This window comes from Terrirubrum flagellatum (assembly GCF_022059845.1).
GTDB classification, from domain to species: domain Bacteria; phylum Pseudomonadota; class Alphaproteobacteria; order Rhizobiales; family Beijerinckiaceae; genus Terrirubrum; species Terrirubrum flagellatum.
Genome location: NZ_CP091851.1, coordinates 4,715,025 through 4,736,197, shown reverse-complemented (window position 1 = coordinate 4,736,197; position 21,173 = coordinate 4,715,025). Strand labels below are relative to the sequence as shown.

Sequence of the window (21,173 nt, the reverse complement as noted above, 5' to 3'; positions counted from 1 at the left end):
CTTGCAAGCGCCGTCGCGCTGCGTCACCAATTGGCCGTTGAATGACCGTGCAAACCGGACTTGCGTCCGGATCGCGAATCGACATTTGCAACGCTTCACCTGCGCCAGCCCTGCGAATGGTCGGCGCTGTTTTCCAGGGGGGAACATGATTTCATCAGCGGCTCCACGCCCGCGCTTCGGCGCGCGGCCCTTCGCCGGCGGGATTTGTCTCGCCATCATCGCAGGCGCGCTCGCCTCGCCGGCCTGGGCGCTCGATACGGCGCTCGAAAATGTGGTCATCAGCGACAAGGACGGGGGAACGCTGACGCTCGGCCGCGTCGAATTCACCGGCGCCAATCTCGCGCAGGATGAGCTGGCGAAGTTGTTCGCCGAGGCGACCCCCGCTGACGAAAAGAAGGCGCTGCTGACGAAGCTGAAGGCCGACAAGATCGCCATCCCGCAGGCTGTGTTCGCCAAGAAGGAAACCAAAATCACCATCAGCGGCCTCGCCGCCGATACGATCGCCGACGGCAAGGTCGGCCATGCCGGATTCGCCGGCGTCGACGGCGCCGGCAAGAGCGATGACGGCGCCCCGGTGACGGTCAAGAGCGGGCCGCTCTCGCTCGACGGCGCTGATCTCTCGTCGCTGCTCGCGGCCAATCCCGGCGGCATGCGCTTCTCGCGCTTTTCCTGGGCGAATGTCGCGATCACCGCGCCTGACAAGGACACCCCGGCGACGGCGGCGGGCGGCAATCTTTACACGATCGGTCTTGGTTCGCTGACCGCCGATGCGACCTTCGACGGCGCGACGCCGCTCAAGGGCGCCGTGAGCGTGAAGGGACTGACAGTGCAGCCGCCGGCGGCTTCGATGGCGGGACAGCAGCTCAAGGCCGCAGGCTATGACAAGCTCGACTTCGCAATCGACTACGCCAGCGCCTATGACCCCGCGACGAAAGCGCTGACGCTCGATAATTTCACCATCAACGGCGTCGGCGCGGGATCGCTGCAACTCAAATCGACGCTGGGCGGCATCGACAAGTCAGCCTTCACCGGTCAGGGCCCTGAAAAAATCATGGCGCTGCTGCAGGGAACGATTTCCGGCGTCGAACTCAATTATGTCGACGCGGGTCTCGCGACCAAGCTGATCGGACTGTTCGCGCAGCAGCAGGGCAAGCAGCCCGCCGCGTTCCAGGCGGAAAGCGCCGCGATGGCGCGGCAGATCGCGCCGATGTTGCTGGCTGGCGCGCCGAACGCGCCGGCGATCGGCGACGCGGTCGCGCGCTTCATCGCGCAGCCGACTTCGATCTCTGTCGCTCTGAAGCCGAAGACGGGCTCAATCGGCTTCGCCGAGCTGACCCAGATCAAGGATCCAGCCGCGTTCCTCGCGAAAGTTGATGTCGATGTGAAATCGGCGTCTCCCGCGGCGCCGGGAGCAGCGCCCGCCGCTCCGGCTCCGGCTTCACCGCCGGTCGCATCGGCTGCTCCTCCCGCGGCGGCCGCGCCGGCGGCTCCGCGCCGTCTGAGCGGCATCGACGCGTGGAACGTGATCGTCGGCAACACCATCTCCGGCAAGAACGACGATGGCGATCCGCTCTTCGAATATTATCTCAAGAACGGCGTCGTGAAGCAGTTGAGCGACGACGAGACCTCAACCGGCAAATGGTCGATCAAGGGCGGCAAGGTCTGCTTTGAATATCCTGACGATGATGAGGAAAGCTGCTATGGCGTTGTGGTCGACGGCAATATCGCGACCTTCACTGACAGTGACGGGACCGGAAAGCGCTACGAGATCCTGCAGGGCAATCCGAAGCGCCTCTGATCCAACCAGCGCAACAGCACAGGAATAAAGCGGCCCGGCCTTCGCTTTCTCGCGAAGGCCGGGCCGAATTTTTCAGATCATCCGCACGAGATGCAGCATCGCCTCGGCGCCCTTCGCGACCCAGAGGCCGAGCAGACCAAGAACGCTGGCGCCGCTGGCGAGCGCCATCAGCCGATCGGCGCGCGGGATGGTCGCCGCGCGCGCCGCGACGCCGTTTCTCCTCGCTGACAGTTTCAGCAACCTCGTCATGCCGCGCGCTTCTCCTGTTGACGCAGCATGTAGGGGCAAAAGCGGCTTTTGGATGCGCGCCGGCGCTCGCGGCGTTTCACCTTCGCGTGACGAATGAGTGATGGCGATCGGCTTTTCGCATCGATCCGCGAAGCCGCAGCGTCCGCCAGCGATTCATGTGCTCCATCGCACCGGGCGATCGCGGGCCGTCCAGCTGTTCTCTGGAGAACAGCGAACGGGGATGTGAGCTTGTTTGATCTCCCTGCCGCAACGACGCGGCAGTGGAGGGGTCCATGGCTAATCCAGGCGCTTATTTTTCAGATCCTGCGGAAAAACTGATCGCGGAAACGGCGTGGGCGGTGGCGGCGAACCCGTCGCTCGATGCATGGACGCCTGCCTTTGGCACCGCTGAGCTGGCCATCCTTCCCTGGGCTCACAGGCAGATCGTGCTGGCGCGCGCCTGGACAACCGAAAAGCGCGAAACTGCAAACCCCGACACCGGCAACAAGGATGGCGGCATCGCTGCGATGCTGCTCTCGATCGACATCGTGCTGAACGTCCAGACAGTGAAGGTCACGCCGACGAACATCGCCAATGTTGAGCACTTTTTCTCTTCGGCTCTCATCTCGACAACGTTCGGCGCGGCGGCTGGTCCAGTCATCTCTGGCGCTTCAAGCGTATTCTGGGAGTTTTCTGTCGGCCCTTACGCCGTCGTCGCGGCGCACGCCTGGAACGCCGACTGGTCGAAGCAGAGCGCGCTCGACACGTTGAAGATCATTGGCGTCCGTTCCGCCAACGGCATACGCAACAATCTCAATCAGCTGGCGGGGCCGGATCAGCGTGGCATCCGATTCGCGTCGAGTCTCATCGTGTCAATGTCCGCGACGCAGAAGCCGAAGGACATTCTCGGCGATTATCTCAAAGCCACGAACGCGCCGCCCAGGCTGCCCGATTTCACGAAAATAAAGAAACGAACGCATCGCGTTCAGGGGGGCGAGGCGCTCTCCCTCATCGCCGGCTGGTTCTACAACGGCGAGATGTGGCGCTGGCCCGTGCTCTACATGCGCAATCAGGCCAAGATCGGGGGCAACTACAATCTCATTCGCCCCGGCCTCGAACTTGAAATCCCCTTCCCGTGGGAAATGACCGGCCCGGAGCTCGAGACCGCCAAGATCAAGCACCGGCAATGGAACAGGGAGGGGCGCTGGTGATCAACGCGGATGGCGCAACGAAGCGCCGCGACTGAACGTCACGACGCCGGCGCCAAACTGAATTTCCGCTGGGAAATCTGGAGCGGGCGAAGGGATTCGAACCCTCGACCCCAACCTTGGCAAGGTTGTGCTCTACCCCTGAGCTACACCCGCATCCGAGGCCGCCTGACGGCGACGCGGGCGGGTCTATGCCCGAAAGATGCGAAGGATGCAACCGCGTTGCGACAGCACGCCGACAATTCCTCGATGCGCCGCTGCGCGCCCGCCTTGCCGAGTTCACGCAGCGCCGGATAGAGGATCGCGCTCATTCGTCCACCCGACCCGCCATGCCCGTTTCCGAAGCCGAATTGTTCTCCTTCCTCGATCAACTCGGCGTCCGCACCGAGACCGAGGAGCATGAGGCCTTCTTCACCGTCGAACAGGGCCGGCAGCTCTATGGCGAGCGACCGCCGGGCCATACCAAGAACCTGTTCCTGAAGGACAAGAAGGGCCAGCTCTTCCTCGTGACGGCGTCGCAGGACGCCCGGATCGATCTGAAGAAGCTGCATGAGGCCATTGGCGCATCCGGCCGCCTGTCCTTCGGCAGCGCCGAGCTGCTTTATGAAACCCTCGGCGTCACCCCGGGCTCCGTGACCTGTTTCGCCGTGCTCAATGACCGGGAGGGCCGCGTGCGCATGGTGCTCGACGCGACGCTGGCGCGGGAGGCTGTGATCTACGGCCACCCCCTGCGCAACACCGCCACGACAGCTATTCGCCGCGACGACCTCCTGAAGTTCCTCAAGGCGACCGGCCATGATCCCCTCATCGTCGCGCTGCCAGAGCCGACCGCGGCGACGATCGAAGCGGCGGCTGGGTGAGGCGCCCAGCGATTGTCATTTGCCGCGGGAGCGCCCATCTTCGGCGCAACCCGTCGGCGCCCCTTTCGCGCCATTCAAGATTCCGGATTTCACATGACCATGACCGACGCCGCCCCGGACGCGGGGCTCATCAAGGACACCACCACGGCCGCGTTCCGCCAGGATGTGCTGAATGAATCGCTGAAGCAGCCGGTGCTCGTCGATTTCTGGGCGCCCTGGTGCGGCCCCTGCAAGCAGCTCGGACCGATCATCGAGAAAGCGGTCAAGGGCGCCGGCGGCAAGGTCAGGCTGGTCAAGATGAACATCGACGACCATCCGCAGATCGCCGGCCAGCTTGGCATCCAGTCGATTCCGGCGGTGATCGCCTTCTCCAAGGGCCAGCCGGTTGACGGCTTCGTCGGCGCCCAATCGGAAGGCCAGGTGAAGAGCTTCATCGAGCGCCTCGTCGGCCCTCTCGGGCCGACCGAGACGGAGGAGTTGATCGCGGAAGCGGCGGCTCTCGTCGAGGAGGGCGACGCGGCGGGCGCAGCCGAGATTTATGGCGCGGTGCTGGCTCAGGAGCCGGAGAATGTCGCGGCGATCGCCGGCTTCGCGAAATTGCAGCTCGACATGGGCGCGATCGAGCCGGCGAAGCAGATTCTCGCCGGCGCGCCGAAAGGCAAGGAGAATGATCCCGCCATCGCCGCCGTGCGCGCGGCGATCGAACTCGCCGAGCAGGCGGCGTCAGTCGGCGATCTCGGCGATCTCGTGAAGGCGGTCGAAGCCGATCCCAAAAATTATCAGGCTCGTTTCGATCTCGCGGTTGCGCTGAACGGCCAGAACAAGCGTGAAGAGGCGGTCGACCACTTGATCGAAATCATCAAGCGCGACCGCAAATGGAACGACGAAGCCGCCCGCAAGCAGCTCGTGCAGTTCTTCGAGGCGTGGGGACCGATGGACGAAATGTCGATCGCAGGGCGCCGCAAATTGTCGGCGCTGCTTTATTCATGACAGGCCGTCGCGGCGGCTCACGCGCGAGCGAGCCCGAATGGGAAGAGGAGCGGACTGCGATGGGCATGAACGCGGTCTATGACGGCCCGCAGGATCTGCCGCAGCGCATCCCGATCTTTCCGCTGGCGGGCGCGCTGCTGCTGCCGCGCGGCCAGATGCCGCTCAATATTTTCGAGCCGCGTTATCTCGCCATGGTCGAGGACGCGATCCGCAACGACCGCATCATCGGCATGATCCAGCCTGAGGCGTCCGAACCCGAGGACGCAGCGGCGCCGAAACTGTTCGACGTCGGCTGCGCCGGACGCGTGACGCAGTTCGCTGAAACCGGCGATGGCCGCCTGATCATCACCTTGACCGGCGTGGCGCGATTCAGGGTGAAGCAGGAGCCCGGCGTGACGACGCCCTATCGCCAGTGCGACGTCGATTTCTCGCCCTTTCTTCAGGACTTCATCGCCCGCGCCGGCGAAGAAGAGGTCAATCGCAAGGCGGTCGTCGATGCGCTGAAGCGCTTCGTGAAGGTGAACAAGCTCGAGATCGACTGGAAGGGCGTTCAGGACGCGCCGAACGAAGCGTTGGTCAATGCGCTGTCGATGATGAGCCCTTATGGCGTCAAGGAGAAGCAGGCGCTGCTTGAAGCGGCGTCGCTGAAGGCGCGCGCCGAGATCCTGGTCGCGATCACCGAATTCGAACTGGCGCGGCGTTCAAGCGGCTCCGACAACACGCCGCTGCAGTGACTAGAGCATGGCGCGAAAAAGTGGGAACCGGTTTTTCGCTTAAGCCATGCTCTGAACTTCTGGAATCGATCACGTTCCCGCATTTTGATTGATTCAATCAAAATGCGGCGTGATCTAATTGGTATTCAGGACGCGATGATGACAAGCCAGGACTCACAGCCTCATTCCGCCGCGCAGGCGGCCGGCATCGATCCGAAGCTGCTTGAGATTCTCGTCTGCCCGGTGACGAAGGGCGTGCTCGAATATGATTCGGCGCGCCAGGAGTTGATCTCGCACGCCGCGAAGCTCGCCTATCCCATTCGCGACGGCATCCCGATTATGTTGCCGGAAGAGGCGCGCAAGATCGAGGAGTGACGCGCTCCTAGATCACGCCGCATTTTGATTGATTCAATCAAAATGCGGGAACGTGATCGATTCCAAAAACTTAGAGCATGGCTTTTGCGAAAAACCGGTTCCCACTTTTTCGCGCCATGCTCTAGTCACAGCGACAGTTGAATGATCTCCGACACGACGCGCACGCTGTCTGGCCGATGGCCGGTTTCGGATTCAGCGAATTGCAGCGCCGCTTCGCGAGTGACGAAGAGACCGCCGGCGCGGCCGTTCCTCTCCATCGCGAGCCAGCGGCCGTCGCGATCCTGACCGACAATATAATCAGCCGAGAGCGCGCTCAGCGTCGTCTGCGCGAGCGTATGCGATTCAACTCCGCCTTCCAGCAGCATGGCGCGATGCGTCGGCGAGGAATTATCGCAGGATGAATTGCGGCGCGGGACCGGCGCCGTCGATCGACCAGACAGAACGCGGCGCGTCCCTGAATCCGATCGGCGCGACAACGCCACGCGACATGTTCGGCTGCGGCGCCATAGAGGTCGCGACAGGCTCCTGCATTGGCCGCGCAGGCGCGGCGCGCCTTGCGGTTCTCACAACGCCATCGCCGGGCGCGGCGCCGCCGATCGAGATGCGCGCGCCATATTCCTTCACCATCGCGAAGAGCTGCGCCGCATTTCCCGGCGCGAGACGGATGCAGCCATGCGAAGCAGGCCGGCCAAGCAGGCGCGTGGCGTTCGTCGCATGAATGGCGTAGCCGCCGCGGAAGAAGATCGAATGCGGCATCGGCGCATCGTCATACTTCTTGGAGTAATGCATGCGCGCGAGACGCTGCGAGGAATAGCTGCCGGTCGGCGTGCGGAAGCCCTTGCGGCCCGACGAGATCGCCCAGTTGCGCACGCTGCCGTCAGGCGCGGTGACCTGCATGCTCTGCGACGACAGGTCGACCCGGATGTCGACGCGGGCCTGCGCCGCGAGCGGCGCGGCGAGCAATCCGATAATGACAGACGCGAAGGCGATGGCGCGACGCATGACGCGACTCCCCGATGCAACAACGAGCTTCGCGCCAGATTTGGCCACAGCCATGAAGGCTCGCTTCACGAACAGAGTGACTCTGCCGTTAGGCTTTGCAAAGCATGAAGCGAAAAAGACCAATTCAAGCGGCGACGCTGTGTCCTGCCGCACGTCGCATGAAAAAGCCCTTGAGGCCGGGCGCGCGATCGACAAGACCCAGGCCGAAATCGCGCGCGAGACGCGCCGGCGTCCAGTCGCTCGAAAACAATCGGTTCAACAGATCGGTCGCGACGCCCATGCCGACCACCGCGGCGCGACGGTCGCGCTCATAGAGGCCAAGCGACGCGGCGTCGCCAGCATCAAGTCCAAGACGCGCCGCGGCGATGATGCGCGCCGACAAAGCGTCGGCGTCTTCGAGGCCGAGATTGAGTCCCTGCCCTGCCAGCGGATGAATGACATGCGCGGCGTCGCCGACGAGCGCGATCCGTTCGCCAACGAAGCGACGCGCCATCTGAAAGCGGATGGGAAAGCCGGCGAGCGGCGTCATCAGCGTGAGCGCGCCGAGAAAGGCGCCGAAGCGCCGTTCGAGTTCGCTGGCGAGATCATCGGGATGAAGCGCGAGCATCGTCTCCGCATTCTCGCGCGCGTCCGTCCACACGATCGAGGAGCGCCGACCGGTCATCGGCAGGATCGCGAAGGGACCATCGGGCAGGAAATGCTGCACGGCGCGGCCTTCGTGGTCGCGCTCTTGAGAAACGGTCGCAACAAGCCCGGTCTGCTTGTAATCCCAGTCGATCACAGGGAGCCCGGCGAGCATGCGGCAAGTCGATCTCGCGCCATCCGCAGCGCCGAGCAGCGCCGCTGAAATTCTTTGTCCGTCGCCAAGCGTGACAGCGACGCCCGCAACGCCTTGCTCAATCGTGACGACGCTCGCCCGGAGCATTTGAACGTCCGCCGCGAGCGCCGCGGCGCGCACCGCCGTCGCCAATTCGGCCTCATCGACAATATGGGCGAGCGGCGTCTCGGCCCGTTCGAATGTCAGGAATTCCGGCCGGACCGGATCATGAAGCCGACTGTCGGTGATGCGCATCGCCAAGACCGGCTGCGCCGCGAATCTGTCTTGTCCGACGCCGAGACTTTCAAGGAACGCCATGCTCGCTGGCGCAACGGCGTAGGCGCGCCCGGCGGCGGCGCGGACAGGGGCGGCATCGGCGATAGCGATGTTGAACGCGCCGCCTGATCGCTTGCGCAACGCCAGCGCCAACGCCGCTCCGACCAGCCCGCCGCCTGCGACAAGGACATCGACGCGCATCAGCTAACAGGCGCGAATCGCGCCCGCCGCTTGACCCTCTTCCGGCGGACGGTCCACATCACGGCGAAGGAGAGGTTGCGAAGGCATGGCGAAGACGGTTCAGGAACTCCTCGACATTCTCGTCCTCGAACCGCTGGAGCACAACCTGTTCCGCGGTCGCAGCCCGCAGGTCGGCTGGCAGCGGATTTTTGGCGGCCTTGTCATCGCCCAGGCCCTGATGGCGGCCTGCCGCACGGTTGACGGGCGCCTGCCCCATTCGATGCACGCCTATTTCCTTCTGCCGGGCGATCCGACGGTGCCGATCATCTACAATGTCGACCGCATTCGCGACGGCCGCAGCTTCACCACGCGCCGCGTCATCGCCATCCAGCATGGCCGCGCCATCTTCTCGCTCTCGGCCTCCTTTCAGACCGAGGAACAGGGTCTCGAATATCAGATCGAAATGCCTGACGTGCCGGCCCCCGAGGACTTGCCGAAGGAGATCGCGGTCGAGGGCGACGCGCCGCTGGCGCAACTCCTCAGGGCTCATTCCGAACGCGAGCGGCCGATCGAACTGAAACCGGTTGAATTCGAACGCTATCTCACGCCGGGCGCCAGGCCGCGCCTGTTCAATGTCTGGTTCCGCGCAATCGCGCCGCTGCCGGACGATCCGCTCATCCATTGCTGCGCGCTGGCCTATGCGTCGGACATGACGCTGCTCGACACCAGCCTCATCCCCCACGGCCGGACGCTGATCGAGAACGCCTTCAAGGGCGCGAGCCTCGATCACTCCATCTGGTTTCACAAACCGTTCCGCATGAACGACTGGATGCTCTATTCCCAGGAGACGCCATTCAGCGGCGGCGGCCGCGGCTTCGCCCGCGGCTCGGTGTTCCGCCGCGACGGCGCGCTGGTCGCTTCCGTCGCTCAGGAAGGTCTCATCCGGCTTCGGCGCGCTGAAGACCATCGCCCGTGAAGGCGCCCAATATTTAATCACGCTGCCCGCCAACTGGCCGCGAGTCCCGCCGCGTCAGCCTGATGATGGCCGGAATCGGGCAAGCGCGGTCCGCCCGGTTTCTGGCACGACCCTTGATTGCCACTCCCTGTTAATCGTCTTCGCGCGGCCTCCCTCCGGCGCCGCGTTTGTCCAGGGAGCTGCAAGCGATGAAGATCGTCATGGCGATCATCAAGCCGTTCAAGCTCGACGAGGTGCGCGACGCGTTGACCTCGATCGGCGTGCATGGCCTTACGGTCACAGAAGTGAAGGGTTACGGCCGGCAGAAGGGCCACACCGAAATCTATCGCGGCGCGGAATACGCCGTGAGCTTCCTGCCCAAGCTGAAGATCGAGGTCGCGGTCGACTCTCCGCTCGTCAACAGCGTGGTCGAAGCGATCACCAGCGCCGCCCGCACCGGCCAGATCGGCGATGGTAAAATCTTCGTCTCCTCGATCGAGCGCGTGGTTCGCATCCGCACCGGCGAAACCGACGTCGACGCCCTCTGATCCTTCCAACGAAAAAACACTCAGGAGTTCCATTGATGTCATTCACCCGTCTTTGCCGTTCGCTGGGGAGCGCGGCGCTCATCGGGGCCGGGGTCGCCGCCCTGGCGGCCGGGCCCGCGCTCGCCGCGGGACCTGTTCCGAACAAGGGCGACACCAGCTTCATGATGATCGCCACGGTGCTGGTTCTGATGATGACGGTGCCGGGCCTGGCGCTGTTCTATGGCGGCCTTGTGCGCACCAAGAACATGCTGTCGGTGCTGACCCAAGTGTTCATGATCGAATGCCTCGTGATGATCATCTGGTGCGTCTATGGCTACAGCCTCGCCTTCACCGGCGGCGGCGGCCTCAACGACTTCATCGGCGGCTTCGACAAGATCTTCCTCAAGGGCGTCACGCCGGATTCGACCGCCGCGACCTTCTCGAACGGCGTCGTTATCCCTGAGCTGGTCTATGTCTGCTTCCAGATGACCTTCGCCTGCATCACGCCGGCGCTGATCGTCGGCGCCTTCGCCGAGCGCATTCGCTTCTCCGCGCTCGTGCTCTTCATCGCGCTCTGGGTGACCTTCATCTATTTCCCGATCGCGCACATGGTCTGGTACTGGGCCGGCCCGGACGCGCTCGGCGATGCGGCGAAGGCGGTCGCGGCAGGCGCTGACGAAGCGGCCAAGAAGGCGGCGCAGGTCAAGCTCGACGAAGTCACCGCGGATGCGGGCCTGGTCTACAAGTGGGGGGCGCTCGACTTCGCCGGCGGCACGGTCGTTCACATCAACGCCGGCATCGCCGGCATGGTGGGCGCTCTCCTGATCGGCAAGCGCGTCGGCTACGGCAAGGAGCTGATGGCGCCGCACTCGCTGACGATGACGATGATTGGCGCAGCCCTGCTCTGGGTCGGCTGGTTTGGCTTCAACGCCGGCTCCAACCTCGAAGCCAACGGCACGGCCGCGCTGGCGATGATCAACACCTTTGTCGCCACCGCCGCGGCCGGCCTCGCCTGGCTGTTCGTCGAATGGGCCGCCAAGGGCAAGCCTTCGCTGCTTGGCCTCGCCTCTGGCGTCGTCGCCGGCCTTGTCGCCGTGACGCCGGCGTCGGGCTTCGCCGGACCAATGGGCTCGATCGTGCTCGGCCTCATCGCCGGCGCCGTCTGCTTCATCTTCTGTTCGACGGTGAAGAACGCGTTCGGCTACGACGACTCGCTCGATGTGTTCGGCGTGCACTGCATCGGCGGCATCATCGGCGCGATCGGCACCGGCATCCTGGTCAATCCCTCGCTCGGCGGCGTCGGCATCCCCGACTACACCACGAAGCCGGGCGAGATGGTTGTCGCGGCCTACGAGTTCGGTCCGGCGGTGTGGGCGCAGGTCAAGGCGGTGCTCACCACACTCGTCTGGTCCGGCGTCGGCTCGGCGATCCTCTACAAGATCGTCGATGTGATCATCGGCCTGCGCGTGCCGCAGGAAGTCGAGCGCGAAGGCCTCGACGTCGCAGAGCATGGCGAGCGCGCCTACAACTACTGAGCGGCGCTCTTCAACAAGGTTCCTCCCGGCTCCTTTTTTCGGAGCCTGCCTTCCACCGGCGCGGATCACTCCGCGCCGGTTTTTCTTTGCCTTGTGCGGCTCCCTTTTCCCCGCTCGGGAGGAGGCGCGCGCCTTTCGTTATCCGGTTCGTCATTCCGGGGCGCTCCGAAGGAGCGAGCCCGGAACCCAGAGATCGCGCCAATGGAACCATCTTCTGGGTTCCGGGCTCCTCGCTGCGCTCGGCCCAGGAATGACGGCGGAAAGATAGGCGCGCGAAATCCCCGCCCGCTTTCGCGGCGGCTGAAGTCCCATCGGCTTTGATCTCTCGTCCTTCGCATCCTGCCCCTCAAAGGGGGCGCGGGGCGTCGTGGGTCCGCGCGCTACTGGCGGAGCGCGCAGAAGGTGTTTTTGAGGAGCCAGTCGCCAGAACAGGCGGACCGGACGCCCCGCGCGCGACGTTTGCGCCTTATCGCCTGCCCCTGTGGAGTCGAACCCTGATTTACCCTCCATACGATGCCCCGAAGGGCACCGCCCGAGGCGTCGGGCCAGGACCAGGTTTTTGGCGCGCGAACTTAAGACACGAGTCGTAACCGCTGCTACCGCTCGCCGTCGCTCTTGCCGCCCACCTCCGTTACGGTCCGGAAACGCCCAGCGGCGGAAGACACGCCAATAATAGGAATTTAATCTGAAAATGTCAAGGGCGGGATTCCCGCCGATTTCAATTCATTCTTTGCCCGCAAGCGCCGGAACTTGACGTAAAACCGCTGGCCCCGGTTCCTCACGCATTCGCTTCCCGGGGCTCAATATTTTTCTGGAGCGCATCAACGCCGCGGCCGGAAGCGCCGCCGCCGGTTCGCCGCATTGCGCCGCCATCAGCGCGACGGGTTGCGCAACGTCAGTGGTCGCGCGATGCTTTGTTTTTTCGGTATTGCGCGCGCTCGGCGCGGCTGCTCCGGGAGGGGACAGATGCGAAACGCTTTCGTCGCTGTCGCTGCGCTGATTGGACTTTGCTTCGGCCTTTCCGCGTCGGCGTCGGCGCAACCCGTTTCTCCGCCGGCGGACGCGCCTTTTTCGCGCTCGGATGACATTGAGATCGTCATCGGCGACGACGGGCTGGTCACCATGACCGCGCGCTATCGCGGCAAGATTCTCAGCGCGGCCGGCGTGCAGCCGCTCGGAACCTATCGCGATACGGTGAATGTGCATTTCTACGATTATGCGCTGATCAGCGCCGCGACCATCAAGCCGGACGGGCGGCGCATTCCGGTCGATCCCTCGAAAACGCTCGTCCAGGCCGCAGCGGCCGCTCCCGAAGCGCTGCATTTCTTTGTCGATCAGAAAACCTACACGACGATCTTTCCGGAAGTTGCGGTCGGCGACGAAGTCGAAGCGACGACGCGCCTCCGGCAAACGCGCGCGCTGCTTCCCGACGGCGTGTCCTGGTCTCAGGCGTTTCCGCGCTATGTTCGCCGCTCCGGCGCGACCGTCACCGTGCGCGCGCCGAAAAGCGCGGGATTGCGGGTCTGGCAAAACGGTCTCGACCATGCGGTCGAGGAGCAGGGCGACAGCATCGTCCATCGCTTCGTCTATATCGAACGGCCCTATGCGCCGTTCCAGGCCGATTCCGTCGATGTTTTCGATTATGAACCGCGCTTCTACTTCTCCACCTTCAAGGACTGGACCGCCGTTGCGCAGGGCTTCTGGCGCGAAGGCGCAACGAAGTCCGATCCCACGCCCGAAATCGAAGCGCTCGCGAAAAAACTTGTCGACGGCAAAAATGACGATCGCGCCAGGGCGGAAGCGATTTTCAACTGGGTGTCGGGCAATGTCCGCTATGTGAATATCGTGCTTGGCGCCGGCGGCTGGGTGCCGCGCGACGCCGGATCAGTGCTCGCCAATCTCTATGGCGACTGCAAGGACCATGTCACATTGATGCGCGCGCTGCTGCGCGCCGCCGGCGTGCCTGCGGATTACGCGCTGGTGAATCTCGCGCCGCGTTATGAGGCCTATCCGTTCGCGGTCAGCCAATTCGACCACATCATTCTCTATCTGCCGACGCTTCATCTCTATGTGGACCCGACTGCGTCCACGAGCGTGTTCGGCCCGCTGGAGACGCGTCTCTTCGGCAAGCCGGCTCTCGTATTCAACGGCGAAGAAGCAAAATTTACGCGCATCCCCACAGTCGCGCCCGAGGCCTTTTCCTATCGCCACACCGCCGACGTCACGATCGCGGCGGATGGCGCTGCGTCGGGCGTCTCCGCGCTGACAGGAAATGGCTCCGCCAGCAGCCGCGTTCTCGCCGGCGCGCGCGCGGCCGCGGCGAGCGGCGCGGAAGCCGCAGCGACGAAAACCCTTCAGGACCAGAACTGGCAAGGTTCGGCGCGTTATGATTTCGCCGACGCCAATGCGCGAACCGATCCCGCCACACTCAAGGCGAGTTTCAAGCTGAAGGCGAATTTCATGCGCGCCGGCCCGGACGGGATACGGATTCCAACCGGCCCACGGATTTTCGACCGGCCATTCCCGCGCCTTCTGAAAGCGGTCAGGGAAGAGCGTGAAATTCCCTTCTCCTGTCTTCCCTTGCGCTACGAGGAAAATGTGATCGTGCATTTCCCCGACGGCGCAAAGCTCCAGAAGACGCCGGAGCCGATCGACGTCGCCGATGCGCGTTCGCGCTATATGGCGGACTACAAGTTCGACGGCGGCGTTCTTTCTGTTCGTCGGCTGTTTGAATGGAAACGCGACGGCGTCGTCTGTCGCGCGAGCGAGATCGCATCCTCGCGGCGCGTGCTCGGGGCCGCCATGCGCGACGTGAACATGGCGCGCCTTTTCCTTGGCGCTTCGGGCGGCGCGGAGGGCGGAAAGGACGCGGACGACGATAATTGACGGCGTCCCCAGGAGGGCGGCTTACATCCGCAGCCGCGCCATCGCGAGCGCATCGACATAGACGCCGGCCCTGAAGGCGTAGGCGCGCAACACGCCTTCTTTCTCGAAGCCGAACTTCTCATAGAGCCGGATCGCGCGCGCATTGTCGGCATAGACCGTGAGTTCGATGCGCCTGAGATCAAGCCAGTCATCTGCGGCGTCGATAAGCGCCTTCAGCAGCGTCCCGCCGACGCCCTGCCCACAATGATCATCATGCACGCCCATGCCGAGGCGCGCCGCATGCGAGCGGCGTCCGCCCTGACGCTCAAGTCCCGCCTGCCCAACGACGACGCCATCACGCAAGGCGACGATGCTGACATCATCGGGACTCTGGGTCTCCAGCCATTTGCGCGTCAGCTCCGGCCTGCGGAACGGCAGCCGCAGCGTGCCGGCGCGAAAGCCCGGCAGGTTCACCAGCGTCGCGATCGCCTCGTAATCGTCCACGCGCGTCGCGCGGATCGTCAGGCTTGAGAGTTCTGATTTTAACGCGCTGTCAGGCGGCGCAGCCTCCGGACTCATATTCGCTCTCCATCTCAATGCGAGGAGAGCCTGGAGTCTTGCGGACCCTGCTCGCCTCGGCAGGGTTCGCAGGGTGATCGCTTGCGACTAGCGCAAAGCCAACCCGGCGCCCCCGCAAGGGTGCGTCGAATTAAGCATCACGATGGCGCGCGCGGCGATCATGCGCCCAGGATAACGGGAATGCGCCTGCGATCAAGCTGCGGCGATGTGAAAGCCCTCGCCGGCGCGCTCGATGCGACCGGAGCCCTTGAGATGGCTGCCGGTGATGACCCAGTTCTCGCGGGCGGCGCGATCGAGCATCGAAAAGCGCGTGCGCACCGCCGTCGTGGGATCAATGTCGAAGCTCAGGCCGCGCTTGGGATCAGCCGCCTGGAAATCGCCAAAATGGAGCGCGTCGCCCCAGATGAGCAGCCGGTCGCCGCCTTCGCCGATGAGATAACCAGTATGCGCCGGCGTATGTCCGGGCAGCGACATGGCTTCGACGCCGGGCAGAATCGCGCCCATGGGAATGCCGCGAACGCGGTCGCCATAGATCTTCAGAAGCTGCTCCGTCAGCTTGAAAGCAGTGCGCCGCGCTTCCGGCGTTTTCTCGCGCGCCTCGGCGCTGGTGTAGAAATCGAGATCGTCCTGCGCCACCCAGATCTCCGCGCGCGGGAAGTACGGCTCATCCCGTTCGAACAATCCCAGCGCGTGATCGCCATGAATATGCGTGAGCAGGACGCGCTTGATGTCGTCAGGCGCGACGCCCGCATCCCGCAGCGCTGCGCGCGCATGGCCAAAGGCTGCGCCCCAGGCGGAGCCGCAACCGGAATCGATCAGGGTCAGCCCATCCGGCCCACGCAGCAGAAAGCAGTTCACGTCGAAGCGAAAATTCGGATCGCCCCATGCCGCGATCGTGCGCTCGCGCGCCTCGGCGCCATCGGCGTGAATCAGCGCGTCCGAGGAATGCTCGAAGACGCCGTCGAAAAGCGGGAGAATTTCGTAGGCTCCAAAACGGCGGGGCTGCGTCATCGGAACGACCTCTGGCGATGAGTATGAGGTCTCGTACAGGCGATTGATCGCCGCGCGAAGTCCGCGCGGCGATCCCGATCCAAGATGTGATCGTCACGCCGCCTTTCGCGCGGCCGCGATATTATCGATGGTGCGCATGCAGGCCTGCGCCGCCTCGCGACCCTTGATCAGGAAATGATCGCGAAAAAACCGGCGATGATCTTCATGATCATGGAAACGTTGCGGCGTCAGCACGGCGGAGATCACAGGCACGCACACCTCCATCTGCAGCCGCATCAGTGCGCTGATCACGGCGTCGGCGACGAATTCATGACGATAGACGCCGCCATCGACGATGAGCCCCGCTGCGACGATCGCGGCGTAGCGCCCGCTCCCGGCGAGCGTCTTCGCCTGCAGCGGGATTTCAAACGAGCCCGGCGTTTCGAAGACGTCGATCGACGCAGGCTGAAGGCCAAGCCGTTCCGCCTCTTCCATGAAGGCGATGCGGCATTGATCGACGATCTCCTTGTGCCAGCAAGCCTGGATGAAAGCGACGCGATCGCCGGAGCCTCGCGTCGGCGGACGAACGTCGGGAACGGAATGCGAATTTTCGAGAGCAGTCTGATTCAAGATCTGATTCATGGCTTCCTCACCAGAATCAGGGCGTTCGAACGCGCAGCGGCCGGCCCTCGCAGGCCGGCTTGCGACGCGTTCTGTTCTCTTTCATCCGGACTGTGACCGTCGGCTTCGGAATCACACCGAATCTGCTGACCTCTTCGGCGGCGCCCGGAATGGGCGAACCGAAGAGCGCTCGCGGGCTTGCGCGATCGCTCGCGCTTACCGCCGGTGGGGACTTTCACCCCGCCCTGAGAACATGCGCCGTTCGGGATGAAAGGCGCGCGAGCAAAATCGGCTGCGCGAGCGTCACGGTCAAGAACGGCGATCCGCCGACCGGCGAAGAGCCGCCATGATCGCCGTGCAAGGGACGGCTCCGCGATCCAACGCTAAGACGACATGACGGAGGCGCTGATGAGCGGACAGGACCTGCGCTGGAGCGCCGCGGCGGAAGAAGCGGCGCGCATCGCCGAAGGCTGGCGCGACGATGAGCCCGGCGGCGCGATCGCCCTGTTCGACGCGACGCGCATCCGTTCGGAGACTTGCGGCGGCCTCGCCGATCTCGCGAGTGGGGCGAAGTTTTCGGCCGACACAGTCTCCCGCTACGCCTCGATCACCAAGCATGTCTTCGCCTCGATGATGTTGCGCCAAGGCGACCGCATCGGGCTCGATGATCCGCTTGGCCGCCATCTCCCCAACCTGCGCGAACCGCTGGCGGGCGTCACCGCCGGACGGGCGCTCGATATGACTGGCGGCCTGCCAGACGTCCGCGAATGCCTTTCACTGCTCGGCGTCGGCCTCGCGACGGTGAGCGAGAAAGCGGCGATCCTCGATTTCGTCGGCGATCTCGACGCGCTGAATTTCCCCGCGGGATCGGAAATCTCCTACTCCAACACCGGCTATCGCCTGCTCGACGCGGCGATGGAGGCGAAGGGCGCCCGGTTCCAGACCTGGCTCGACGAAACGCTTAATAGACCGATCGGTCTACACTTTGTCGCGCCCGAGACTTGGGCCGAGCCCGTGAAGGGTTTGGCGCCCGGCTACTGGAAATCGCCGGAGGGGTGGCGGCTGACAACTTCGGGCCTGCATCTCTCGGCCTCAGGCTGCCTGATCGGCAGCGTGCGCGATCTCGGCGCTTGGCTTCAGGCGCTGATGGCCGATCGCGATCCCGCTCGGGGCCTGCTTCCGCAGCTCTCCGCCACGCGGTTTCTTGGGGATGGCCGCCCTACCGCCTATGGGCTCGGCCTCGCCAGAACTGTCATCGGCGGGCGCGAACTCTTCGGCCATGGCGGCTCGCACGCCGGCTACAAGGCTTATTTTCTGATCGATTCCGCCGCGCAGGCGGGCGTGGCGCTCGTCTCGAACCGCGAGGACACCCTTCCTTTCGGCATGGCGTTGCGCGTGATGGCGGCGCTCCATGGCGAGAAGCCGCCCGCGCCCGGCTGCGATCTGGCCGAAGGGCTCTACGCCGCCGAAACCGGGCCTTCCTGGCTTGAGGTGAAGGATGGCGTCGCCTCCTTCCTCGGCAGCGGCGAGACTCTCTATCCCGCGGGCGACGGGTCCTTCGTCTCCCTCTCCGCCCACTTCCCGGTGCGGCTGAGACAGGAGGGCGAGGCGATCTCGGGCGAAATCAGCCACGTCGCGCGCCAATTCATCCCTGTGCGCAGCGATGAACGGCCACCAAACCAGACCGATTGGTCTAACAAGAGTTTCCGCGCCTCTTTCGCCATAGAGGATGATCGTTTCGTCATGGGAATCGGCCCGACGCGGCAGTCCGCGCCGCTGACGCCGCTCGGCAAAGGCCGCTTCATCGCCGAGACGTCGGACGGGCCCTGGCCGAAGCGCTTCTGTCTGGCCTTTGAAGGCGACAAGGTTCGGCTCGTGACGAACCGGAGCCGGGGGCTGACCTTCAACCGCGTCTGAGACGCCGCCCGACCCGCAGGGTTAAGCGCGCCTTAACCGCCTCGTCGCTAGTTTCAGAATCCAGATTTTCGCCCCGCCGGACGCCAAGCGTTCGTCGCGAGGGACGTTCCGAGGATCGCTCATGCGAACCACGCGCAACCGCGCGCGCCTGACCGACTGGATCCCCGATCCGGTCAAGGAATTCGCCTCGCGGCGGGCGGCCGAGACCGTTGGTCTCGCCCTCGTTGCGGGCGCCGCCGCCTGCGCGGTCGCGCTGGCGACCTGGAGCGTGCAGGACCCGAGCCTCAACCACGCCACCAAGGGGACAACGCATAATCTCCTTGGCGCGCCCGGCGCCGTCGTTGCCGATCTCGCGATTCAGCTTCTCGGCCTCGCCATCATCGCCTTTCTCCTGACGCCGACCGTCTGGGGCGTGCGGCTGCTGGCCGCGCGGCCTTTCCCCGGACGCGTCTGGCGCATCGTTTCCTGGATCGCCGGTTTCCTCTCGGCGTCCGCCATGCTGAGCGCGCTGCCGCGCGCCGATCGCTGGCCGCTGCCCGGCGGTCTCGGCGGCGCGGTTGGCGACGTGCTGATCGGCGCGGCCCGCAACGCCATTTCGACCGTCTCCTCGCCGCTCGCCGCCTTCGCGCCGATCCTGTTCGCCGCGATGGCCATCCTGTTCCTGACCGGCTCCGTAAGTTTCGGCGATTCCGGCGAAGAGGAAGAGTCCGAGCCATCCGAGCGTCGGTTGCGCCAGCTCGATGATGATTCCAGCGACCGCGATTCCGAGCCCGGCCTCGCCATCATCTGGCTTGGCGCGCTGGTTCACTGGCTGCTGTCGGCAAGAGCCGCGATCGCGCGCGCGTTGAAAGGCGGCGTCGCCTATGGCCGCGCCAAAATGGCGGCGCGCGTCGCCGCCCGCGAGAGCGAAGAACGGGTCGAACCACGCGCGGGCATGCGGCGGGAGCCTGTGTTCGATGCGCCGGAGGAAGAATTGGACGAGCCGCCGACGATCGAGCCGCGCACCATCGAGGCCGACTATGTCAGGCAGGCGCCGCAGTCGCGCGTCGCGCCGCCGCCCGTTGCGACCAAGTCGGGCAAGCGCATCGAGAAGGAGCGCCAGCCTTCGCTGCTCGACAAGGAGAGCGGCTACGAACTGCCGCGCCTCACCTTCCTCGCCGAGCCCAGGAAATCGACGGCGCCTTTGATGTCGCAGGATGCGCTCGAACAGAATGCGCGTCTGCTCGAAGGCGTGCTCGAGGATTTCGGCGTCAAGGGCGAGATCACGGCGGTGCGCCCCGGTCCCGTCGTCACGCTTTACGAACTCGAACCGGCGCCCGGCACCAAATCATCGCGCGTGATTTCGCTGGCCGACGACATCGCCCGCTCGATGAGCGCGTTGTCCGCTCGCGTCGCCGTCATCCAGGGCAAGAACGCCATCGGCATCGAACTGCCGAACCATCGGCGCGAAACGGTGTTCCTGCGCGAATTGCTGGCGTCGCAGGATTACGAGACCTCGAAGCAGAAGCTTGCGCTCTGCCTCGGCAAGACGATCGGCGGCGAGCCTGTCATCGCCGAACTCGCGCGCATGCCCCATCTGCTTGTCGCCGGCACCACCGGCTCGGGCAAATCGGTTGCGATCAACACCATGATTCTGTCGCTCGTCTATCGGCTGACGCCGGACGAGTGCCGGCTGATCATGGTCGATCCGAAGATGCTCGAACTCTCCGTCTATGACGGCATCCCGCATCTGCTCACGCCCGTCGTCACCGATCCCAAAAAAGCCGTCGTCGCGCTCAAATGGGCCGTGCGCGAGATGGAGGATCGCTACAAGAAGATGGCGAAGCTCGGCGTGCGCAACATTGACGGCTTCAACACGCGCGTCGGCGAGGCGCTGGCGAAGGGCGAGCAGATTTCGCGCACCATTCAAACGGGATTTGATCGCGAAACCGGCGAGCCGATCTTCGAGCAGGAGACGATGGAATTGGGCAAGCTGCCCTACATCGTCGTCATCGTCGACGAGATGGCCGACCTGATGATGGTCGCCGGCAAGGAGATCGAAGGGGCTGTGCAGCGTCTCGCGCAGATGGCGCGCGCCGCCGGCATCCATGTCATCCTCGCGACGCAGCGTCCCTCGGTCGACGTCATCACCGGCACGATCAAGGCGAATTTCCCGACGCGCATCTCCTTCCAGGTCACGTCGAAGATCGACTCGCGCACCATTCTTGGCGAGCAGGGCGCGGAACAGCTCCTCGGCCAGGGCGACATGCTCTATATGGCCGGCGGCGGGCGCATCCAGCGCGTGCACGGCCCCTTCGTCGCCGACGACGAGGTCGAGAAGGTCGTCGCGCATTTGAAGCGCCAGGCGAAGCCGCAATATCTCGAAGAGGTCACGGCCGAAGACCCGAGTGAGGAAGGCGGAGATTCGCCCGTCTTCGATCAGGGCGAGTTCGGTTCAGGCTCCGGCGATCTCTACGATCAGGCCATCGCCATCATTCTGCGCGACAAGAAGGCCTCGACTTCCTACATCCAGCGCCGTCTGCAGATCGGCTACAACAGAGCCGCCTCGCTCATGGAGCGCATGGAGAAGGAGGGCATCGTCGGCCCGGCCAACCACGCGGGCAAGCGCGAGATTCTGATGGAGTCTCCGCAGCACGCGATGACGGATGACGACTGAGCGACGCGGCTAAAGCGTGCTGTGATCAGCTTTGAACATTTCCACCGTCATTCCGGGGCGCGCCGAAGGCGCGAGCCCGGA

The 21,173-nt window shown here is 64.6% G+C and carries 19 protein-coding genes, 1 tRNA gene and 1 riboswitch; of the genes, 12 read left to right on the top strand and 8 right to left on the bottom strand.

All coding sequences use genetic code 11. From position 1 onward, the window contains the following. Positions 1-145 precede the first annotated feature (145 nt). A complete protein-coding gene (locus L8F45_RS22955; protein WP_342360153.1) occupies positions 146-1,798 on the top strand; it encodes a hypothetical protein in 1,653 nt (550 codons plus the stop codon). Between the two features lie 72 nt (positions 1,799-1,870). On the opposite strand, the gene L8F45_RS22950 is transcribed toward L8F45_RS22955, so the two are convergent. Continuing rightward, the gene (locus L8F45_RS22950) at positions 1,871-2,047 is read right to left on the bottom strand and encodes a hypothetical protein (protein WP_342360152.1); all 177 of its coding nucleotides are present in this window, start codon (positions 2,045-2,047) and stop codon (positions 1,871-1,873) included. A 272-nt stretch (positions 2,048-2,319) separates the two neighbouring features. Between L8F45_RS22950 and L8F45_RS22945 the strand changes: the two genes are divergently transcribed. Continuing rightward, complete coding sequence (locus L8F45_RS22945) at positions 2,320-3,237, top strand: LysM peptidoglycan-binding domain-containing protein (protein ID WP_342360151.1); 918 nt, start codon at positions 2,320-2,322, stop codon at positions 3,235-3,237. Between the two features lie 78 nt (positions 3,238-3,315). On the opposite strand, the gene L8F45_RS22940 is transcribed toward L8F45_RS22945, so the two are convergent. Continuing rightward, positions 3,316-3,390 (bottom strand) — tRNA-Gly (locus L8F45_RS22940). A gap of 173 nt (positions 3,391-3,563) precedes the next feature. On the opposite strand from L8F45_RS22940, the gene L8F45_RS22935 reads away from it, so the two are divergent. The 4 genes from L8F45_RS22935 to L8F45_RS22920 all read left to right on the top strand — a co-directional run bounded on the left by L8F45_RS22935 (position 3,564) and on the right by L8F45_RS22920 (position 6,172). Continuing rightward, complete coding sequence (locus L8F45_RS22935; protein ID WP_342360150.1) at positions 3,564-4,094, top strand: prolyl-tRNA synthetase associated domain-containing protein; 531 nt, start codon at positions 3,564-3,566, stop codon at positions 4,092-4,094. Between the two features lie 99 nt (positions 4,095-4,193). After that, positions 4,194-5,084: a thioredoxin gene (gene trxA / locus L8F45_RS22930; protein WP_342360149.1), complete on the top strand. Its 891-nt coding sequence runs from the start codon at positions 4,194-4,196 to the stop codon at positions 5,082-5,084. 59 nt (positions 5,085-5,143) lie between these two features. Beyond that, the gene (locus L8F45_RS22925) at positions 5,144-5,818 is read left to right on the top strand and encodes an LON peptidase substrate-binding domain-containing protein (RefSeq protein WP_342363548.1); all 675 of its coding nucleotides are present in this window, start codon (positions 5,144-5,146) and stop codon (positions 5,816-5,818) included. Between the two features lie 135 nt (positions 5,819-5,953). Next, complete coding sequence (locus L8F45_RS22920) at positions 5,954-6,172, top strand: Trm112 family protein (protein WP_425329954.1); 219 nt, start codon at positions 5,954-5,956, stop codon at positions 6,170-6,172. Positions 6,173-6,297: 125 nt separating this feature from the next. Here L8F45_RS22920 and L8F45_RS22915 read toward each other — a convergent pair whose 3' ends face one another. The 3 genes from L8F45_RS22915 to L8F45_RS22905 form a co-directional block, all read right to left on the bottom strand. Then, complete coding sequence (locus L8F45_RS22915; RefSeq protein WP_342360148.1) at positions 6,298-6,537, bottom strand: hypothetical protein; 240 nt, start codon at positions 6,535-6,537, stop codon at positions 6,298-6,300. A gap of 22 nt (positions 6,538-6,559) precedes the next feature. Further along, complete coding sequence (locus L8F45_RS22910) at positions 6,560-7,174, bottom strand: L,D-transpeptidase (RefSeq protein ID WP_342360147.1); 615 nt, start codon at positions 7,172-7,174, stop codon at positions 6,560-6,562. Positions 7,175-7,298: 124 nt separating this feature from the next. Next, positions 7,299-8,468, bottom strand: coding sequence for an FAD-dependent monooxygenase (locus tag L8F45_RS22905; RefSeq protein ID WP_342360146.1), 1,170 nt, complete (start codon positions 8,466-8,468; stop codon positions 7,299-7,301). Between the two features lie 85 nt (positions 8,469-8,553). Between L8F45_RS22905 and tesB the strand changes: the two genes are divergently transcribed. The 4 genes from tesB to L8F45_RS22885 all read left to right on the top strand — a co-directional run bounded on the left by tesB (position 8,554) and on the right by L8F45_RS22885 (position 14,350). Beyond that, positions 8,554-9,423, top strand: coding sequence for an acyl-CoA thioesterase II (gene tesB, locus L8F45_RS22900; protein WP_342360145.1), 870 nt, complete (start codon positions 8,554-8,556; stop codon positions 9,421-9,423). Positions 9,424-9,611: 188 nt separating this feature from the next. After that, complete coding sequence (locus L8F45_RS22895) at positions 9,612-9,950, top strand: P-II family nitrogen regulator (RefSeq protein ID WP_342360144.1); 339 nt, start codon at positions 9,612-9,614, stop codon at positions 9,948-9,950. Positions 9,951-9,985: 35 nt separating this feature from the next. After that, entirely contained in the window at positions 9,986-11,464 is a 1,479-nt protein-coding gene (locus L8F45_RS22890; RefSeq protein WP_342360143.1) for an ammonium transporter, read from the top strand. 966 nt (positions 11,465-12,430) lie between these two features. After that, positions 12,431-14,350, top strand: coding sequence for a DUF3857 domain-containing transglutaminase family protein (locus tag L8F45_RS22885; RefSeq protein ID WP_342360142.1), 1,920 nt, complete (start codon positions 12,431-12,433; stop codon positions 14,348-14,350). Between the two features lie 21 nt (positions 14,351-14,371). Here L8F45_RS22885 and L8F45_RS22880 read toward each other — a convergent pair whose 3' ends face one another. From L8F45_RS22880 to L8F45_RS22870, 3 genes are all read right to left on the bottom strand, one after another. Then, positions 14,372-14,908 carry a GNAT family N-acetyltransferase gene (locus L8F45_RS22880; RefSeq protein ID WP_342360141.1) on the bottom strand — a complete coding sequence of 179 codons (537 nt, stop codon included), beginning with the start codon at positions 14,906-14,908 and terminating at the stop codon, positions 14,372-14,374. Between the two features lie 192 nt (positions 14,909-15,100). Continuing rightward, positions 15,101-15,919, bottom strand: a complete 819-nt coding sequence (aidB, locus tag L8F45_RS22875) for an AidB family quorum-quenching N-acyl homoserine lactonase (RefSeq protein WP_342360140.1) — start codon at positions 15,917-15,919, stop codon at positions 15,101-15,103. A 93-nt stretch (positions 15,920-16,012) separates the two neighbouring features. Next, positions 16,013-16,540: a 6,7-dimethyl-8-ribityllumazine synthase gene (locus L8F45_RS22870; RefSeq protein ID WP_342360139.1), complete on the bottom strand. Its 528-nt coding sequence runs from the start codon at positions 16,538-16,540 to the stop codon at positions 16,013-16,015. 69 nt (positions 16,541-16,609) lie between these two features. Next, a riboswitch (FMN riboswitch) is annotated at positions 16,610-16,776 on the bottom strand. Positions 16,777-16,927: 151 nt separating this feature from the next. Here L8F45_RS22870 and L8F45_RS22865 point away from each other — a divergent pair. Continuing rightward, positions 16,928-18,436, top strand: coding sequence for a serine hydrolase domain-containing protein (locus L8F45_RS22865; RefSeq protein ID WP_342360138.1), 1,509 nt, complete (start codon positions 16,928-16,930; stop codon positions 18,434-18,436). Positions 18,437-18,557: 121 nt separating this feature from the next. Then, entirely contained in the window at positions 18,558-21,092 is a 2,535-nt protein-coding gene (locus L8F45_RS22860) for a DNA translocase FtsK (protein ID WP_342360137.1), read from the top strand. Positions 21,093-21,173: the final 81 nt, after the last annotated feature.

Coding starts and splice junctions, on each gene's coding strand:
- L8F45_RS22870 (WP_342360139.1), bottom strand. CDS start 16,540: ATGAATCAGATCTTGAATCAGACTGCTCTCGAAAATTCGCATTCCGTT.
- trxA (WP_342360149.1), top strand. CDS start 4,194: ATGACCGACGCCGCCCCGGACGCGGGGCTCATCAAGGACACCACCACG.
- L8F45_RS22865 (WP_342360138.1), top strand. CDS start 16,928: ATGAGCGGACAGGACCTGCGCTGGAGCGCCGCGGCGGAAGAAGCGGCG.
- tesB (WP_342360145.1), top strand. CDS start 8,554: ATGGCGAAGACGGTTCAGGAACTCCTCGACATTCTCGTCCTCGAACCG.
- L8F45_RS22945 (WP_342360151.1), top strand. CDS start 2,320: ATGGCTAATCCAGGCGCTTATTTTTCAGATCCTGCGGAAAAACTGATC.
- L8F45_RS22905 (WP_342360146.1), bottom strand. CDS start 8,468: ATGCGCGTCGATGTCCTTGTCGCAGGCGGCGGGCTGGTCGGAGCGGCG.
- L8F45_RS22925 (WP_342363548.1), top strand. CDS start 5,144: ATGGGCATGAACGCGGTCTATGACGGCCCGCAGGATCTGCCGCAGCGC.
- L8F45_RS22915 (WP_342360148.1), bottom strand. CDS start 6,537: ATGCTGCTGGAAGGCGGAGTTGAATCGCATACGCTCGCGCAGACGACG.
- aidB (WP_342360140.1), bottom strand. CDS start 15,919: ATGACGCAGCCCCGCCGTTTTGGAGCCTACGAAATTCTCCCGCTTTTC.
- L8F45_RS22885 (WP_342360142.1), top strand. CDS start 12,431: ATGCGAAACGCTTTCGTCGCTGTCGCTGCGCTGATTGGACTTTGCTTC.
- L8F45_RS22950 (WP_342360152.1), bottom strand. CDS start 2,047: ATGACGAGGTTGCTGAAACTGTCAGCGAGGAGAAACGGCGTCGCGGCG.
- L8F45_RS22935 (WP_342360150.1), top strand. CDS start 3,564: ATGCCCGTTTCCGAAGCCGAATTGTTCTCCTTCCTCGATCAACTCGGC.
- L8F45_RS22910 (WP_342360147.1), bottom strand. CDS start 7,174: ATGCGTCGCGCCATCGCCTTCGCGTCTGTCATTATCGGATTGCTCGCC.
- L8F45_RS22890 (WP_342360143.1), top strand. CDS start 9,986: ATGTCATTCACCCGTCTTTGCCGTTCGCTGGGGAGCGCGGCGCTCATC.
- L8F45_RS22860 (WP_342360137.1), top strand. CDS start 18,558: ATGCGAACCACGCGCAACCGCGCGCGCCTGACCGACTGGATCCCCGAT.
- L8F45_RS22955 (WP_342360153.1), top strand. CDS start 146: ATGATTTCATCAGCGGCTCCACGCCCGCGCTTCGGCGCGCGGCCCTTC.
- L8F45_RS22880 (WP_342360141.1), bottom strand. CDS start 14,908: ATGAGTCCGGAGGCTGCGCCGCCTGACAGCGCGTTAAAATCAGAACTC.
- L8F45_RS22920 (WP_425329954.1), top strand. CDS start 5,954: ATGATGACAAGCCAGGACTCACAGCCTCATTCCGCCGCGCAGGCGGCC.
- L8F45_RS22895 (WP_342360144.1), top strand. CDS start 9,612: ATGAAGATCGTCATGGCGATCATCAAGCCGTTCAAGCTCGACGAGGTG.